Source organism: Rhodopirellula bahusiensis, from assembly GCF_002727185.1.
In the GTDB taxonomy this organism is placed as follows: domain Bacteria; phylum Planctomycetota; class Planctomycetia; order Pirellulales; family Pirellulaceae; genus Rhodopirellula; species Rhodopirellula bahusiensis.
Genome location: NZ_NIZW01000016.1, coordinates 62,175 through 79,454 on the forward strand (window position 1 = coordinate 62,175; position 17,280 = coordinate 79,454).

Annotated in this window: 11 protein-coding genes; 8 read left to right on the forward strand and 3 right to left on the reverse strand. The window is 56.6% G+C overall.

Annotated features, from left to right (window positions below; all coding sequences use genetic code 11):
• Window positions 1-18 precede the first annotated feature (18 nt).
• Window positions 19-1,257: a formylglycine-generating enzyme family protein gene (locus CEE69_RS19910; RefSeq protein ID WP_099262373.1), complete on the forward strand. Its 1,239-nt coding sequence runs from the start codon at window positions 19-21 to the stop codon at window positions 1,255-1,257.
• A gap of 91 nt (window positions 1,258-1,348) precedes the next feature.
• Here CEE69_RS19910 and CEE69_RS19915 read toward each other — a convergent pair whose 3' ends face one another.
• Together CEE69_RS19915 and CEE69_RS19920 are read right to left on the reverse strand one after the other, a co-directional pair.
• Window positions 1,349-3,565: an acetylxylan esterase gene (locus CEE69_RS19915; protein ID WP_233215433.1), complete on the reverse strand. Its 2,217-nt coding sequence runs from the start codon at window positions 3,563-3,565 to the stop codon at window positions 1,349-1,351.
• Between the two features lie 71 nt (window positions 3,566-3,636).
• Window positions 3,637-4,230, reverse strand: a complete 594-nt coding sequence (locus CEE69_RS19920; RefSeq protein ID WP_099262374.1) for a hypothetical protein — start codon at window positions 4,228-4,230, stop codon at window positions 3,637-3,639.
• 148 nt (window positions 4,231-4,378) lie between these two features.
• On the opposite strand from CEE69_RS19920, the gene CEE69_RS19925 reads away from it, so the two are divergent.
• From CEE69_RS19925 to hisI, 6 genes are all read left to right on the forward strand, one after another.
• On the forward strand, window positions 4,379-5,236 hold the full coding sequence (locus tag CEE69_RS19925; protein WP_233215434.1) for a histone deacetylase family protein: 858 nt from the start codon (window positions 4,379-4,381) through the stop codon (window positions 5,234-5,236).
• Between the two features lie 9 nt (window positions 5,237-5,245).
• Window positions 5,246-5,863 (forward strand): ECF-type sigma factor, encoded by a 618-nt coding sequence (locus CEE69_RS19930; protein ID WP_099262376.1) that lies wholly within the window; start codon window positions 5,246-5,248, stop codon window positions 5,861-5,863.
• Window positions 5,860-8,514 carry a serine/threonine-protein kinase gene (locus CEE69_RS19935; RefSeq protein WP_099262377.1) on the forward strand — a complete coding sequence of 885 codons (2,655 nt, stop codon included), beginning with the start codon at window positions 5,860-5,862 and terminating at the stop codon, window positions 8,512-8,514. Before CEE69_RS19930 ends, CEE69_RS19935 begins: the two co-directional genes overlap by 4 nt.
• A 4-nt stretch (window positions 8,515-8,518) precedes the next feature.
• Window positions 8,519-11,959, forward strand: coding sequence for a hybrid sensor histidine kinase/response regulator (locus tag CEE69_RS19940; protein WP_099262378.1), 3,441 nt, complete (start codon window positions 8,519-8,521; stop codon window positions 11,957-11,959).
• Between the two features lie 85 nt (window positions 11,960-12,044).
• Window positions 12,045-13,043, forward strand: a complete 999-nt coding sequence (locus CEE69_RS19945; RefSeq protein WP_099262379.1) for an NADPH:quinone reductase — start codon at window positions 12,045-12,047, stop codon at window positions 13,041-13,043.
• An 8-nt stretch (window positions 13,044-13,051) separates the two neighbouring features.
• Window positions 13,052-13,432 carry a phosphoribosyl-AMP cyclohydrolase gene (gene hisI, locus CEE69_RS19950; RefSeq protein ID WP_099262380.1) on the forward strand — a complete coding sequence of 127 codons (381 nt, stop codon included), beginning with the start codon at window positions 13,052-13,054 and terminating at the stop codon, window positions 13,430-13,432.
• Window positions 13,433-13,484: 52 nt separating this feature from the next.
• Here hisI and CEE69_RS19955 read toward each other — a convergent pair whose 3' ends face one another.
• Window positions 13,485-14,258: a cobalamin-binding protein gene (locus CEE69_RS19955; RefSeq protein WP_233215436.1), complete on the reverse strand. Its 774-nt coding sequence runs from the start codon at window positions 14,256-14,258 to the stop codon at window positions 13,485-13,487.
• Window positions 14,259-14,619: 361 nt separating this feature from the next.
• On the opposite strand from CEE69_RS19955, the gene CEE69_RS19960 reads away from it, so the two are divergent.
• A complete protein-coding gene (locus CEE69_RS19960; RefSeq protein WP_233215437.1) occupies window positions 14,620-17,271 on the forward strand; it encodes an alpha/beta hydrolase-fold protein in 2,652 nt (883 codons plus the stop codon).
• Window positions 17,272-17,280 lie beyond the last annotated feature (9 nt).

Below are 17,280 nucleotides of genomic sequence, written 5' to 3' on the forward strand. Positions count from 1 at the left end.
TGCTCAATTTGTCACACCATGACGTTTGATTTGAAACGCTCTCTCCGCCCACTCGGTATCGCTGCCGTCTGCTCGATGGCAGCGGGATCGATCCTTCCATCCGGTGCCCTGAACTCGGCTCACGGCCAAGAAGCCGCTGCTGAATCCAGTCAAGCCGCCACGGTTGGGATCGCCAGCGAAAAGCCAGCCGAAGGCCCCTCCGTCGATTTGGGCGACGGTCGATTCATGGTCCCCTACACGCAAAAGATTCCCGGAACCGACATCACGTTCGAGATGATTCCTATTCCCGGTGGCAAGTTCACAATGGGCAGCCCCGAAGACGCGGACCCACGTGCCGACGACGAAGGGCCAACGGTTGAGATCAATGTCTCGCCGATGTGGGTCGCCAAAACGGAAACGACCTGGGCGATGTACAAGGAATACATGCGAATGTATGCCGTCTTCAAATCATTTGAAGCCGAAGGCATTCGTACCGTCGACGATTCCAACTTGGCCGACTCGATCACCGCGCCGACGGAGTTGTACGACCCATCCTTCACCTACGAGTACGGCGAGGAACCCGAGCAACCTGCCGTGACGATGACGCAGTACGCGGCACAGCAATTCACGAAGTGGTTGAGCCTGATCACGGATCACCAGTACCGCTTGCCAACCGAGGCCGAGTGGGAATACGCCGCACGCGGTGGAACCACGACCGCTTACAGTTGGGGCGACAGTGCCGACGACATCGAAGACTACGCTTGGTACTTCGACAATTCATACGACGGCCCGGCTCACGTGGGAACCAAAAAGCCCAACCCGTTTGGCCTGCATGACATGCACGGCAACGCGGCCGAATGGACCGTCAACGAGTACTCGGAAGAAGGCTACCAGTGGCTGAAGGAATCGCCCGTCGACAACGCGATTGACGCGGTTCGTTGGCCAGAAAATCCTTGGCCGTGCGTCTCTCGTGGTGGCAGCTGGGAAAGCGATCCACCGGAACTTCGCAGTGCCGCTCGACTGGCATCGGACGATGATGAATGGAAGAACGAAGATCCGAACTTCCCCAAAAGCCCTTGGTGGTTCACCGACGATCCATCTCGCGGAGTCGGCTTCCGTTTGTTCCGTTCATTGGAACCACTCGATCGCGAAGCACTGAAAAACTTCTGGGAGCCCACCGCACTTGAAACCATGGACGATGTTCAAAGCCGCGTCGATGGCGGCCGTGGAGGATGGGGATGGGTCGACAAAGACCTGCCCGAAGCCGCCGCGGAATGATCCATCACTCTAATGAAATCAAGCTGGCATGAATCCCATGCCAGCGACATCAGGCCCGAGTTCGCTCGGGCCTTTTTTATGCGCCGGCGAATCATTGACTCGCTTGGCAACGAACTTGATCCGAGGCATCACGAGCCTGGTAGATCGCTTTCGTTGTCGCCCAATTTTTTCCACCTGAATCACGGATCGTCAGGGCATACGGCGCACGCCAAGCGGCCAGGGCATCGACGTCACCGTACTTCACCATGCCGGGAACAAAGTCCTCATCGTCTTGGTGAAGAAGATTCGCGAATCGGAAACCACTCACATCGATCACCGCGTCCTCCAAGAACGGCCCCGCGATCGCTGCAGCCGCCAAGGCATAAGCAGCGGAACCTTCCGGTGCGACTAAGCTCACGCCACCGGGCGGGTTTTGAAATGCGGAAACCACCGCGAGAACATCCGCGCATCGCGTGGAAGCCAACGGCCGGTTGTAACCATAAGTGAACGCAGCCGACGCTCGTCGAGGCTGCGGATTCGTTCGCTGCTTTCCTTCGTCGGCATCAGTTGGCATCTCCGCGATGTCGATCACAACAATGGTGTTGAATCGATCCAACTGAGCCGCAAAAGCGTCCGACCATTCCGGTGTGTCTGTTGATTCGCCGGCAGCGGAATGAATCCAGATCGCAGTGCCCGCTGACGACGTCTCGCTGTCTGACTTTGCAACCCATTTCCGAATCGGGATCTCACGACGACGAGCCTCATCGATCACGACGCCAGAAACCACCATTGCCCCCGAGTCGTGCTCGACTGGCGCCGAGTACTTCACCGACACACCCGAAGTTTCGGGCATCGGCAGATCGAACAAAGTCGCCAAGGCAGGGCGAATCTTTTGGTCAAATCCTTTCGCGGTGGCGGACTGGCCGAGGCAATCTTCGAGCAGTTGTCCACTCTCTCCGTTCCACCAACTCAACACCGATTGCTCGTGCTTGGGTCCACGCTCAGTTGGTGCAGGGTGTCCTTCGTCCCACACCGCGCCCTCTTCATCCGTGATGGCAGGAAAATCAATTTCGACGATCGGTGTCTCCAAACCAAGATCGAGGTGCTCGTTCATCCATCCATACATGATCCGGCGAGTCACGTAGTTGTAATTGTGTTTGAACTGGACCAACGATTCACACAACACGTTCTCAGGTTGATTCATCATCGAATACAATTGCTTCAGCTCCGGGTACCCGTCCGACATCATCTCGATCGTCCAGTCGTCCGCCGCCGTCATTCCCATTGGCTTGGGAGCCATCAAAGCGGCCAGCTCGACATTCCCCGTTCCGATCCGAAGCAAGCAAGCATTCTCGCACGCACATCCGCCTTGCATCGATGTCGAAACCATCCCATTGGGAAAGCTGGCCGCGATTCGTGGCTCCAACGCATCCAACAGAATGGTTTGGGTCCCGCCACCACTGCCACCCGTCACCGCCAAACGTTCCGGATCGACTTCATCCAACGACGCCAAGAAATCAAATGATCGCAAAGCATTGTAGGTCTGAAGCCCCAGAATCGATTGCAAACGCGCATCGGCCGGAGTGCTAAAGAACAGCTCGGGATCCGATCCAGCGGGCACACTCTCTTCTTCTCGGGTGGCGTGCCGACGGTGAGCAAACTCATAGCTGAGCTGTACCGAATCCGCGTAGCCAACCATGTCAAAGATAAACGTCACGCATCCCATGCGAGCCAGTGTCGCACAACGAGCCAGTTTTGGATGACTGCCTGATTCCAAATGCATTTCATCGCCATTGGCGATCAACCTTTCCATCGTTTCGGCATCGTTCCGCATCATCCGGCCACCATGCCCGTGCGGGCACAACACAGCGGGACGCTTGCCAGCCGCATTCAACCCACGTTCAGCATTCTCGCCGGCGGGACGGAACAACAACCCGGTGACGAAATGCCCGGGCAAACTCTCAAAGTAAACCTTTTCGATTTGGAAACCATCTCGTTCCACAACGGAATGGATGGTCGCCTCGATCGGTGGCCGAGGCAGCATCGGATGCAACCCCGTCGCCATCGCAACTCGTGTTCGAAGCTTCTCCGCTCGTGACTCCCATTGCTGCAGCGTTTCAGGAACATCAAACGGAAAGTGCCCATCCAAAGTTTTCAGCTCCGGCAGGGTGTCGGAAGCATCGGCGTTCTCCACCGAAGTTTGTTCCGGCAATGTGTCTTCTGAGTGGACGGAAGCGACCGGTTGCAACACCCAACTGACCAGCAGGACAACAACACCGCTCCAAAGCATCGAGTCGGCGATGTTGTTTTTCGTTCGTAGTTTCTTCATAAGGATTCGTTGGCAGGAGGGATGCTGAAACAGCGGAGGGAGGAAGTGCTCGAAAGTTCGACTTTGTGGACCTAGGCTTCCAAGGCAGAAGCGATGCGGATTCGCATCCGACTGATCGTCGGAAACATCGCAACAACACCCAACAAAGCCACCAGGGCACACAACAAGTTGACTGGCGAACGTGTCAAAAACATCATGACGAAATTGATGATCGCGGTGCCTTCCATGACCGACTGCCCGATCAAACGAGCTGTTTGATCCGTCTGGCAAAACTGACTCAGTGGCATCGGCATCGGTTCACGTTCGGGCCATTGCGACCAACTACGAGCGGAAGCAACGGCACCCTCAGCGGCTCTCAATTTGGTCGCCGCAGCGGATCGCTGCATCGCAGGCACGAGGAATGCAACCACCGTGTTTGCCACCAACGCCACAACACCAATCAGCACAAAGATCGTCTGATTGCCCTGGGGAGGTTCGTCTCCGCCGATCATCCAAAGGATCGCGCCCATGAACACACAACCCATGGTCAATCCAAACGTGACCACCATTCCTTGAAATGCCCAACCGGACAACGTTGTGCCACCGGAATCGATCGCTTGCGGATCCATCGAAGTCGCCGAATCTGGATGATGCACGTTTGGAGTGGAGGATGGGTCTGGATTCATTCGTCTTGTCGGGTGCGATAAGGTGTTGCAATGGAACGTGCTGTCGAGGTCACAGCACCAAGTTTAACCCTCAGCCAACTCGCCTGCATTGCGTCTGTACTACACCGATCATTTCGATCTGCCTCTGCCTGACGGGCACCGGTTTCCGATGTCCAAGTATCGGCTGTTGCGGCAGAGGGTGGTCGAATCGGAATATCACCGCGACGACGCTCTGATCGTTCCGCAAGCCGCGACGGACGAACAATTGCTGACCTGCCACACATCGGACTATGTCCAACGAGTTCAGGCAGGAGCGTTGACCAAGCAAGAAATCCGACGAATCGGATTTCCATGGTCGCCAAAGATGGTGGAGCGTTCTCGCCGGAGCACCGGGGCCACGATATCGGCCGCGCGGGCGGCACTCACCGAAGGAGTCTCCGCCAACCTCGCCGGCGGCACTCATCACGCTTTCGCGGGCGAAGGAGAAGGATACTGCGTGTTCAACGATGCCGCGGTCGCCATCCGAACGCTGCAGGCGGAGGGACTGATCGAGCGAGCCGCAATCATCGACTTGGATGTCCATCAAGGAAACGGAACCGCTTCGATCCTGAAGGACGACCCCAGCGTTTTCACCTGTTCCGTTCACGGGGTCAAAAACTTTCCCCTGCGGAAGATGCCCAGCGATTTGGATGTCAGCCTGCCGGACGGAACGGGGGACGAGGACTACTGCGAAGCGTTGCGAACCACCCTTGGGCAACTCGATTGCCATCAAACACAATCAGGTCAATTTGACTTGATCGTTTACCTCGCGGGCGCCGATCCGTTTCAAAACGATCGGCTTGGTCGTCTTTCGTTGACCATGCAAGGATTGCGTCAGCGAGACGAGATGGTCCTCAGGTGGTGTCGTCAGAACGATTTGCCGGTAGCAATCGCAATGGCAGGGGGTTACTCTGTAGAAGTCACTGAGATCGTTGACATTCACTCCCAAACCTTATCTGTCGCCAAAGTTTGGTCACTGTCCCACTGAGCCTCGTTGATGTCATCGATCACGCAAATCTTGCAAAGTAGTCAAAACGGTGACGCGGCTAAAACCGATCAGATGTTTTCGTTTCTGTACGATGACTTGCGTCGGATGGCGGGCCGGTTCCTTCAATCTGAACCGCGGCGCGAGCGGCTGAGCAGTTCCTCACTCGTTCACCAAGCCTATGTGCGGATGGTCGATCAAGACCATGTGGACTGGCAGGGCAAGACGCATTTCTTTGCCATTGGTGCCACGGTCATGCGGCGAATCCTCGTCGACCACGCTCGCCGAACCCAAGCCCAGAAACGTGGCGGCGGCTGGATCCGACGTCAGCTCGACGACGAAGTCACCTTTCTTCTCGATCAAGATGACGATGTCGTCGCTTTGGACGAACTGCTGCTGCAATTGGCCAGCTTGAGCCCACGCCAAGCCCGTGTCGTTGAACTCCGGTTCTTCGGTGGCTTAGGCATGAAAGAGATTGCCGCAGAACTCAACCTGGGACTTCGCACCGTCGAAAAGGAATGGGCAATGGCTCGAGCCTGGATGCGACGCGAACTGCGTGATCCGGAGGAAGAAACCCAGGACGCCAGTGTCAACCAAGCGAACGCCGACGACGAATCGCCCACCTCATGATGGATGCGGATCGTTACCAGCGTGTCCGCGACCTGTTCTGGGAAGCCGAGGAAATCGAGGAAGACGCGAGAGAAAAATTCATTCGCGACCAAGCCTCCGGCGATGAAGAACTGATCCGGGAAGTTCTTTCCTTGTTGGCCGAACACGACCCCAACGCAGCTCGCGTCGAAGGCGCAGCCAACAGGCGAAAATCTGGTAGCGCGTCGTCTCCATTTGGCCAGGGACTTCCAACACCGCGAGAAACCACCGGTTCCGAAGTGGCTCGAGCGATCCGGTCGATGGCGGAGACAGCTTCGGGTTCAACGCCCGATTCCAACGGCGACCAATCGCCGACCGCTGACCCCATTTCCGCGTCTCGAGACGCCAGCGATGGGCATACGGTTCATGCCGCTCAACGCACCCACGCGATGCCGCGTCACGATTCCGATCGCCCGCAGCGGCCAGGCGGACAACATCGCAAAACGTTGACCTCGATTGGCCCCATCGACCGAGCCAAGCAATACAACTGGTTGGTTTGGCTGCTCGCCGCAACCACCATCATTTGCATCTGGCTGGTGGCGGCTTGGGTCGACCGTCGGATTCAACAGCAAGCAGAAAAATCCGCTCAGCAATCACTGTCGCTGGCACTCGACTACTCCACCCTCAAAATCAAACAGCTTCTCCATCGCGATCAACTATTCGCGATCGACTTGGCGGGACAACCTGACGTTCAAGAAGCGATTCAATCGCTAACAAGGTTCGACTCCACAGCAGAACTTTCCGGCTCAGCGGATGAAATCATCCAGCAGTTCTCGGATGCAGTGCGAAACTTGAAGTCGCAGTCATCGGAGTTGAGCTCTCACGGCTTGCCAGCTTTCCAAACCCCGGATGTCATTTTCTTCAGTCGGGACCTGCAACCGCTAGCGATCGTTTTTGCCAACGGAAACATCCGCTCGATGGTCGATCAAGCTTCCACTCGGCTTCCTCCCGACGGTGCGGCCGACTTGGCCAGAGCACTCAGCGGACGAACTGTTCTGCATGCTTCCGAACCCTTGGCAACGTTGCTGGGCGAAACGCTCGCCGATGAACTGAATGCCTCTGAGATCAATCCGTTGGCATGGATCGTCCCGGTTCACGCACACACTGCAAAACCATCTGAAGGAACAAACGCTCGTCGTTCAGATGTACTCGGTGCAGCGATTGTCATTTCACCGAACACCAACCGATGGCTGAATGAAGCTTTGTCTTCGATCAGCCATTCCAACTCGGTCGATGCGTTCATGGTCGACCGTGATGGGTTCATGCAGACGCATAGCGTGAATCTTCCCGAGGACGTTCCGCCAGCATTGAGAGCAAAGTTTCGGGTGACGGAGATCGCCACCTCATCGGAGGCGGAAGCACGCTTGAATCAAATGGTCGATCAACAGGATCTATCGACCGAATCAGAGTCGTTCAATACCGAAGGCGGGTCGTCGCTTGGTCACACGGTCAACCCGCTAACCATCGCCGCAGCCTCGGTCTCTCACAGCCCAGAAGCTCAGTTGCATGGCCAGCGCTACCGCACTTACACCGGCAAGTGGTGCATCGGCGTTTGGCAGTGGCTTCCTGAATTTGGCATGGGACTGATCGTCGAACGCGACTCCAACCAGGATGCGTACCCTCTTTCGTCAACTTGGCCTTGGGCGTTGCTGCTTTCGCTCGCCTCCGTCGCCCCCATTTTGGTAGCCAAACGACTAGCAAAAGGCCCTGCGCCCTCGGCACTCAAACAACCACTCGGGCGATACCACATTCACGAGGAACTTGGTGCGGGCGGCATGGGGGTTGTTTACAGAGCCAGCCACACGGAACTTGGCCGCGACATTGCACTGAAAGTACTTCGGGTCGATCGGCAAGACGACGACGATCATCGACGCTTTGACCGCGAGGCACGTTTGGCAGCCAGTTTGAGCAGTCCTCATAGCGTGACCATTTACGACTACGGTCGCAATGAACACGGAGAAGCGTTCTGTGTGATGAAGTTGCTCGACGGTCTCACGTTATCGGAGATCGTCGCACGAAGCGGCCACCAAAGTCCTGCTCGCGCGATCTGGATCATGCGACAGGTTTGCCAAGCCGTCTTGGAGGCTCATTCCAAAGGCCTGATGCATCGCGATCTCAAGCCGCAAAACATCATGCTGAGCTTCGACACCATCGTCGGCGACTGGGCGGTGGTGTTTGACTTTGGATTGGCTAAGCCGCTCGAACCCAACCAAGGTGTTTTTCAAACTGCCGAAACCGTGTGGGCGGGAACCCCCATGTACATGGCGCCCGAGCGATTTCGTGCTCCGTCGGTGATGGACCCGCGAAGCGATGTTTATTCGCTCGGCTGTGTCTTATACTTTTTACTGACAGGTCGACCGCCTTTCGCAGAATGCGATCCCGAGTCCATGTTCGCCTTGATCCTGACGCAACAACCACTCGAGATCGAAACGCATCGCGGTGAGGCGATCGATTCCGAACTGGATACGTTGGTGCAAGCCTGCATGGCCAAGGACAAACACGACCGTGTGGGCTCGGTGGCGGATTTGATTCAGCGTTTGGATTCATTTGCACCGCGATATCCCTGGACGCAAGAAGACGCACACCATTGGTGGCAACGTCACGCCGATGAAGAACTCGCTAAAAAGCTTTGAACTCATGCGACGATGGTGGACACAACTTTGGCGACGTCCACGATCCTGGGTGATCCTTGTTCTTTTGGTCGCCATCGCTGATGCAATGACGCCGCCGGACTGGGCGGTCGTGGTCGCTCATTTGATTCTGCTACCGCTCGCTTGGCGGGTGCTTCACCGACGCTTCGTTACTTGGATGACCGCGATCCAAAGTGTTGCGGTTGCCGCGATTGGGTTGATGCATGTCTTTGGCCCGATTGCGCAGAGAATCACCGGTGCGGCCGGAGCGGAACCGTTTGCTTGGATCGAGCCTGTTCGCCTGTGGACTTTTTTCGCGTTGATGGCCACTGGCTATTTCCACATCTACTTGCAAGGCCGATTGCGCACGCGTCTCAAACACCAACGCATGCTGCAGCACCGTGTGCACCGGCGGTCACTGCAAATTCGTCGCGTCAATCGCGCCCTTCGCAATGAAGTCACGCGACGCCAGGAAACGCAACACCGACTCGATCAAAGCGAGACAACCTTTCAATCGCTGATCGATCGCATGCATCTGCAAGTCGCTCGCAAAAGCACGGAGGGTGTCTTCACCTATGCCAACGAGCAATTCTGCGCCGACATTGGAATGACCGCAGTCGACGTCGTCGGCAGCACGGACGCAGAGTTGTTTGGCGAATCCATCGGAGAGAAATATCGCAACGACGACTTGTTGGTCATGTCGACCGGACACGCCGTCGACAAGGTCGAAGTGCATCCCGGATCCGATGGACGAATTGGCTTTGCACAAGTCTTCAAGGCGCCCGAGTACGACCAAAATGGAAAATGCGTCGGCGTTCAGATCATCTTTTGGGACATCACTGAAAAGCACCGCAATGAAATCGCACTTCGTGACAGCGAAGCGCGAAAGCGAGCGTTGTTCGATGCTGCCGGCGACGCGGTGCTGTTGATCGACGCTCAACGTTCGATTGTGGAAGCCAACCCTTCGGCCAGCGAATTGTTGCAGGCAGGCGGCGGTCGATTGGTGGGACGACCACTGAACGACTTAATTTCACCGGTGTCCGATCAGTGGGGCGGATTGCCGTTGGCTGAACGCCATCAATTGCGACTCCGACGTGGCGACGGCAGTTCGTTCGAAAGCGAAGTGTCCATTCACCATATCCCGGTGGGCGATGCGACCGGTCAAGCCGTCATCATTCGCGACGTCACGCTGCAACGCGCCGCATTCGAAGCCATGCGGGAAGCGAAAGCGGCGGCCGAACAGGCCAACCGCACCAAGACGCAGTTCATGGCCGGCATCTCACACGAACTGAGAACACCACTGGGAGGCATCCGAGGCCTGACGGATCTGTTGGCCCAACAAACGCTTCCCAACTCGGCTCGACGCTATGTCAACTTGATCGCTCAAAACACGGAATTACTCCGTGACGTCATTGAAGACATTCTTGACTTTGCCGCCATCGAAGCCGGACGCGTTGCGATCGATCCAGTTCCTGTGGATTTACACGAGGTGATCGGAGATGCATTTGGATGCCTCGCCGTTCGAGTTGCCGACAAGCCCGTACGGCTGTGCCTGTCCATTGATCCGGACACCCCTCGCCGAGTCATCGCCGATCCAAAACGAATCCGTCAAATCGTGATCAACCTGGCAGGCAACGCGATCAAGTTCACCAACCAAGGCGAAGTGAGCCTCCGACTGAGCCCTATCGGCGACGCCCCAACCTCGAAGAACGATAGTGCTGCAACACCCCAGGACGACTCTGCCGATCCGTCGCAGATGGCTTGGTTTGAACTAACCGTCTCGGACACCGGCATCGGCATCGCCCCCGAAAATCAATCGCGAATTTTTGATGCGTTTGAGCAAGCCGACCGCGGGACGAACAAGCAATTCGGTGGAACCGGTTTGGGCCTGGCAATTGCCCGTGGTTTGGCTGAACGAATGGGTGGCGACATCACCGTGACCAGTCAAGTGAATCTGGGCAGCCAGTTCCAGTGTGCACTCGCATTGCCACTGGACGGACAATCCGGGAAAGACGAAGGGAGCAAGGTCGTAGCGGCTCCCCAGGGCGCCACCGCGGTGGTCTCCGTTGGCAACACGACCATGCAAGATGCAATTGCAGAAACGCTACTGCACTGTCGCTGGCCAATCCGCACACCATCCATGCTGGAACCTGGCTGTGTTCATTTGCACTGGATTTTGACCGACCAAACCGCGGATGCCGCCTTTCGAATCCGAGCCCGCAAGTCCAGCGATCGAGTGATTTGGATCACGCGAGCGGGCGAGTCCCCACCTCGGCGAGCCAAACGGGAAGACGCGGTTGTGATTGAACCGTTGCACCCGGATGAACTTCGACGGTGGCTGCAAGGAAAACCGCTGCTGCAATCCAGCCGTGGCCAACGAAAGCGACGCCGCAGCAACCGACTAGCAACATCATCGAACGGTGATCGCACCGCGACGGAATCATACGCATCCGGCGTCAAACAGTTGGCGGATCCGAAACGATCCAACGACTCGCAGATCACTGCCTCCCACGAGCCCGCCAACGGATATCGACTGTTGGTTGTCGATGACAGTGCCACGAACCGCTTGGTCATTCACGATCAATTGGTGGCTTCCGGGCATCATGTGCAAACGGCTGATTCGGGCGAGGCTGCGGTCGAGCGATTGTCGACCAACACATTCGACTGCGTCATGATGGATCTGCAAATGCCTAACATGGACGGCACGGAAGCGACTCGCATCATCCATGAACAGTTCTCCAAAGCGGGACGAACTCCGCCTCCAATCATCGCGTTGACCGCGCATGTCACGGACCAACATCGTCAACTTTGTCGCGAAGCAGGCATGGACGGTTACATCACCAAACCTGTCGACCTGGAGTTGCTTCTCGCTGAACTCGAACGTGTTTCAGCGGTTCCTCGAACATCAGAGCTCGATGCAATGTTGCCCCCACAATTGCCTCAGGACGGTGATTTGCCAAAGCCCTCTGTTTCGGCCGAGGCGTCGACGGTGAATCAATCTTCCGCATCTTTGGAATCGCCCCCTAATCAGACTGATTTAAAAACAACCGACCAAACGGACTGGGATTGGCGATCGCAGTTGTCCAAGCACTGTGGCGGGGACGCCGACACAATGGATTCTGTTTGCGATGCGTTCCTGATGGAGGTCCCCACGCTGCTGACCAACTTGAAACAAGGTGCCAAGCAAGGCGATACAAAGAAATTGCGATCGGCGTCTCACACGCTGAAGTCATGTCTGCGTTACTTCGCCCCCAAAGAAGACGTCGCGAAAGCTGCCGAAGTCGAATCCGCGATCCAAGATTCCCAGTGGGTCGAGCGTCTGAAACAAGCCACCAACGATTCCGATTCCGCGGCTTCCGACTCACCTGAATTTCAGGCGATCGCGAACCTTCGAATCACTGCAACGGATTGGGTCACTCGCATTCGCGAATCGTCCAAGCAACGTTAAAATATATGGGCAAGCGATTTCTCGATCTCTTATCCAGATCCAGAATCATTCCGTTCGATGAGTGTCTTTGCCAACGAGTTGCCCCATGAAAGCCGCCTACATCACCGAACCAGGCCCCACTGATTCCATCCAAATCGGAGAACTTCCCGATCCCACGCCGGGCACCGGCCAAGTCGTGATTCGCGTCTACGCTTCGGCCATCAATCCAATCGACACGTACATCCGCTCCGGCACCATTGCGATGGAACTGCCGCTGCCGTTTGTACCTGGAAGCGATGCTGCGGGTGTCGTCGAAAGTGTTGGGCCCGGCGTCAAACGACTGTCGATCGGCGATCGCGTTTGGTGCACCAACCAAGGGTTGCTCGGACGCCAAGGAACCTTGTCCGAGCTGATAGCCGTTGATGAGCATTGGGCGTTCAAAATACCGGAGCCGGTTCCCTACGAAGACGCCGCCGCGTGCGCCCTGGTCGGCGTCACCGCTCACCTCGGACTTTTTCGCGAAGCCCAACTGTCGCCCGGCGAAAGCATCCTGGTCATCGGTGGAAGTGGTGGCGTCGGATCGATGGTCGTGCAAATGGCCGCCGCCAAAGGTGCTCGCGTGATCACGACCGCGGGCAGCGAAGCCAAAGCACAAGTCTGTCGTGACCTGGGTGCGGAAGAAGTCATCCTCTACAAAGACGAATCCATCTCGGATCGAACCAAAGCGTTTGCTCCCGATGGAGTCAACGTGCTTTGGGAAACGCGTCGCGAACCAAACTTTGACGAAGCCATCGACCTGTTGGCCGGCCGCGGCCGCATGGTCTTGATGGCTGGACGAGATGCCAAGCCGGCGTTTCCAGTTGGTCCGTTCTACGTCAAGGAATGCTCGCTGCACGGCTTTGTCATGTTCAAAGCCACACCGATGGAAATGAAAACCGCCGCGGAGGACATTTCCAATTGGTTGGCGTCCGGCAAATTGTCCGCCAACATCAGTGCCAGATTCCCTCTGGACGAAGCGGCTCAAGCTCACGCACTGCAAGAATCCGCGACGCTCGAAGACAGCAGCCACCTGGCCGGCAAAATCATCGTCAAACTCAATACATAATCACCTTCATGTCATCCTCCATTCCAAACTTTGATGCTGGCGTCCCGTGCCCCAAGACCGGCCAACCATTGCTCCCCGCGATCGCCCAAGACGCGACAACAGGGCGAGTGCTGATGTTGGCATGGATGAACCGCGAAGCATGGGACGAAACCATCTCGGGCAACCGAGCCGTCTACTTCAGTCGTTCGCGAGGCAAACTCTGGCGGAAGGGCGACACCAGCGGGCACGCCCAAGTCGTTCGCGAAATCCGAGTGGACTGCGATGCGGACACGATTTTATTGTCCGTCGATCAAACCGGTGCCGCTTGTCACGAAAACTACGAAAGCTGCTTCTTCCGCCGCGTCGATCCAGACGGCACGGCCCACATCACTGAAGAACGCATCGCCTGAAGCACATTGATGCTGCGAAGTGGAGCGACGACTTATCGATTGAATCAAACCTTCAATCGGCGACAAGTTGCTCCGATGTCAATTGCAACGCGGCTGGCAAGTCACTGGGCAGCGGATGAACTTGCGGGTGCAGCGCATTGGCCAGGATCTCCAAACTATCGACCAACCTTGGCCCCGGACGACTGAAGTAAGCGGAACCGTCGACCACATAGACGCGTCCTTCGCGAACACACTTCATCTCCGACCAACCGGGATAGCTTCGCAAAATCGGCAGATCCTCCAACGTTCGTGCCACGTTGAAACCACAGCAAGCGATGAACAACACATCGGGATCCGCCTCTCGAATGCGATCCCATGATGTCGTCACCGAACGTTCGCCTGCCTCGCCCACACATTCTTTGCCGCCCGCAATCCGAACCAACTCGGGGCTCCAGTGCCCGGCGCTGAACGGCGGATCAATCCATTCCAACAACATCACATCCGGCACTTGGACTCCCGCCCGTGATTGCAACTCTGTGGTTCGTTCCCGCACCCGTTGAACTCGCAACCGCAAACTTTCAATCAGAGCCGATGCCCGGCCGGAACAATTCGCTGCTTCGCCGACCAAAGCGATGCAATCGAACATTTCCGACAGCGAGGTTGGTTCCAAGTTCACCACACGAGGTTGTCCGGGCAGGGAACACGCCGCCGCATTGACCTCTGACTCCGCCACCGCGCACACGTCGCACAAGGCCTGCGTCACGATCAAGTCGGGACGCAACGATTCCACCACTGGCATGTCCAGCGAGTACAACGCTCGCTCGGTTTGTAACCGCTCCCGAACCATCGTGTCGATCTCGCCGCTGGTCGCATCATGCGGAATCAGAGTTCGGGTGACCTTCGGAAGCTGCTCAACGCCAATTGGAAAGTCGCACTCATGCGTGACCCCCCACCAATTGGTCTGTCAGCCCCAACTCGCAAACAATCTCGGTCGCGCTGGGCAGAAGTGAAATGATGTTCATGGTTGGTTCGTTTGGGCCGGAGTGAATGGGCCAGAAACTTATCACGCTCCCACGATCTTCCCACCCGTCACGATCACCCGACTGCCGGACTTGCTTGGCGTCTCTCCAGCAACGATGATCAGAGCCCCCTCTCGCGAACTTACGAGCGAGGATCCCTCCCCAATCCATCCCACCCAGCGATTCACCATGCATCACTCCACCGGTCCCCAGCCCACCTTTCAATCTGGGAAGCGTTTTGCTTCGTGGATCCGGCCATGCACTTATCTGCTGGTGCTAGCAGTCGCCTGTGTCTCTTCACTGACATCGCCCGCTCAAGCCGACGACGACACACTCCGAACGGTTCAGGAAGGCGTACCGAAAGGCAAAGTCACCAAGGGCGTGTTCGATGAGAGCAAAACGTTCCCGGGAACTCGACGCGATTACGCCGTCTATGTTCCATCGCAATACGATCCGAAGACACCAGCGAACTTAATGGTGTTCATGGATGGAATGAACTACGCCAAACCAAACGGTTCGTTCCGCGTTCCGATCGTGCTGGACAACTTGATCGCCAACGGATCGTTGCCACCGACGATCGCGGTCTTCGTCAATCCTGGCACCGTTCCCGCCACCAAACCAGGTGCAAAAAATCGCAGCAACCGTTCGTTCGAGTACGACTCGTTGGGCGATCGCTACGCGGGATTTCTGATCGATGAATTCCTTCCGGTTGCATTGAAAGATCGAAACATTTCTTCTGATCCCAAACGACGCGCCGTTGCTGGAATTTCCTCGGGAGGCATCTGTGCCTTCACTGTGGCTTGGGAACGCCCTGACCAGTTCGGCAAGGTGCTCAGCCACATCGGCAGTTACACCAACATTCGCGGTGGCTGGGCCTATCCCGCTTTGATTCGCAAAACCAAATCCGATCCCAAACCAATTCAGGTTTACCTGCAAGAAGGCCGCGATGACTTGAGCAACTTGCACGGCAACTGGCCGCTCGCAAACCGTGACATGGCCGCCGCACTTCAGTTCGCTGGCTACCAGTACAAATTCGTGATGACGGAAGGTGGGCACAGTGGCAAATGGGGCGGGGAAGAATTGCCTAACGCGTTGCAATGGCTGTGGAACGACGAAGCTGAATCCACGGTCATCCCTCCGGCTTCAACCAAGCCAAAATGGGAACCACATCCGCTCGCGGTCGTGAATGAAGACGTTCCGCAAGGCAAAGTCGAATCGATGCCACCTTGGAATTCAAAGATCTTCGACAACACGATTCGCGATTGGGCCGTTTATGTTCCAGCTCAATACAACGAGAACGAACCCGCCGCTCTGATGGTGTTCCAAGATGGCGAGCGGATGCGTGACGTCAAGGGCCGCTGGCGAATCCCGACCGTGTTTGACAACTTGATTGCCAGTGGCGACATGCCACCAACGATCGCAGTGTTCCTCAATCCGGGTCACGACAAATCGAAACCTCGCAGAGGCCGCAAATCATCCAACCGGGGTTTTGAGTACGACAGCCTTGGCGATCGCTACAGCCGATTCCTGTTGGAAGAAATCCTTCCCGAGGTCGAGAAGAAATACAACCTTTCCGACGACCCAAACATGCGTGCGATTGGAGGGTCCAGCTCCGGTGCAATCTGTGCTTTCACGGTCGCCTGGGAACGTCCCGATCAATTCCGCAAGGTCTACTCCAACGTCGGCAGCTTCGTGAACTTGCGTGGTGGAGACCTTTATTCATCCTTGATCCGCAAGACCGAGCCCAAACCGATTCGCGTTTACATGTCGGACACCAGCGGCGACAACGACAATCCTTTCGGTCACTGGCCGATCGCCAATCAACGCATGGAATCGTCGCTGAACTACATGGGATACGATGTGCGATTGGATTGGGCCGAAGGCTACGGGCACAACGCCGACTTCGGCAGCATGCAATTCCCCGAGGCGATGAAATGGTTGTGGCGGAGCGAATCGCACACGCCTACCGTCGACACCTCCGATGACCTGCGAGGCGATTTGACGCTATTGAACCTGCTGGTTCCCGGCAAGTCTTGGGAAGTCGTCGCCGAGGATCTCGGATTCTCGGACGCACCATGCAGCGACGCAGATGGAAACTTCTACTACTGCGACATGCGTGCTCCGGCCGTTGTCCGAGTCGATGCGAATGACCAAAGCAAGTCTGTCATTGCAAAAGAATCGGTCAGCGGTTTGATGTTTGGTCCAAACGATTTGCTCTACGCATGCCAAGGTTCTCAAAAGCGTGTGATCTCGATTGATCCCAAATCCGGCGAAGTGAAAACGATTGCCGAGAACGTTGCTCCGAATGATCTCGCAGTATCCGATGAAGGTTACTTGTTCATCACTGAGACTCGAACGCATCAAGTCACACGCATCGACATTCAATCCGGCGAAGTGACGTCCGTGGACGAAGGCATCACCCGCCCGAACGGAATCGCATTGTCCAACGATGGCGGCACGCTGGTTGTTTCGGATCACGGCGGCGAATCAAGCTGGACTTTCCGAGTCAACGAAGGCGGAGTGCTCGATGCCAAGATGCCAACCTTGCCAATGCGATTGCCAATCGATCCCAAAGGCGAGTTCAAGTTCAATGAACCGCCCCAATACCTGAAGGCATCCAAAGGTGATGGAACGGCCGTCGACAAGCTCGGTCGCTACTACATCACCAGTGACCTGGGCGTGCAAATCTTTGATCCGACGGGTCGCCCGTGTGGAGTGCTCCCGAAACCCGATGCGACAAAACCACTGACAAGCTGTGTGCTGGCCGGACCGGATCACTCGCACTTGTACGTGACCAACGGAACGACGATTTATCGACGCGAACTGACCGTCGAGAATTAGTCATTGCCA

Bases quoted from the DNA above. Each gene is read 5' to 3' on its own strand.
- CEE69_RS19930 (WP_099262376.1), top strand. From the start codon at position 5,246: ATGTCATCGATCACGCAAATCTTGCAAAGTAGTCAAAACGGTGACGCG.
- hisI (WP_099262380.1), top strand. From the start codon at position 13,052: ATGTCATCCTCCATTCCAAACTTTGATGCTGGCGTCCCGTGCCCCAAG.
- CEE69_RS19955 (WP_233215436.1), bottom strand. From the start codon at position 14,258: ATGGTTCGGGAGCGGTTACAAACCGAGCGAGCGTTGTACTCGCTGGAC.
- CEE69_RS19910 (WP_099262373.1), top strand. From the start codon at position 19: ATGACGTTTGATTTGAAACGCTCTCTCCGCCCACTCGGTATCGCTGCC.
- CEE69_RS19920 (WP_099262374.1), bottom strand. From the start codon at position 4,230: ATGAATCCAGACCCATCCTCCACTCCAAACGTGCATCATCCAGATTCG.
- CEE69_RS19935 (WP_099262377.1), top strand. From the start codon at position 5,860: ATGATGGATGCGGATCGTTACCAGCGTGTCCGCGACCTGTTCTGGGAA.
- CEE69_RS19960 (WP_233215437.1), top strand. From the start codon at position 14,620: ATGCATCACTCCACCGGTCCCCAGCCCACCTTTCAATCTGGGAAGCGT.
- CEE69_RS19945 (WP_099262379.1), top strand. From the start codon at position 12,045: ATGAAAGCCGCCTACATCACCGAACCAGGCCCCACTGATTCCATCCAA.
- CEE69_RS19925 (WP_233215434.1), top strand. From the start codon at position 4,379: ATGTCCAAGTATCGGCTGTTGCGGCAGAGGGTGGTCGAATCGGAATAT.
- CEE69_RS19915 (WP_233215433.1), bottom strand. From the start codon at position 3,565: ATGAAGAAACTACGAACGAAAAACAACATCGCCGACTCGATGCTTTGG.
- CEE69_RS19940 (WP_099262378.1), top strand. From the start codon at position 8,519: ATGCGACGATGGTGGACACAACTTTGGCGACGTCCACGATCCTGGGTG.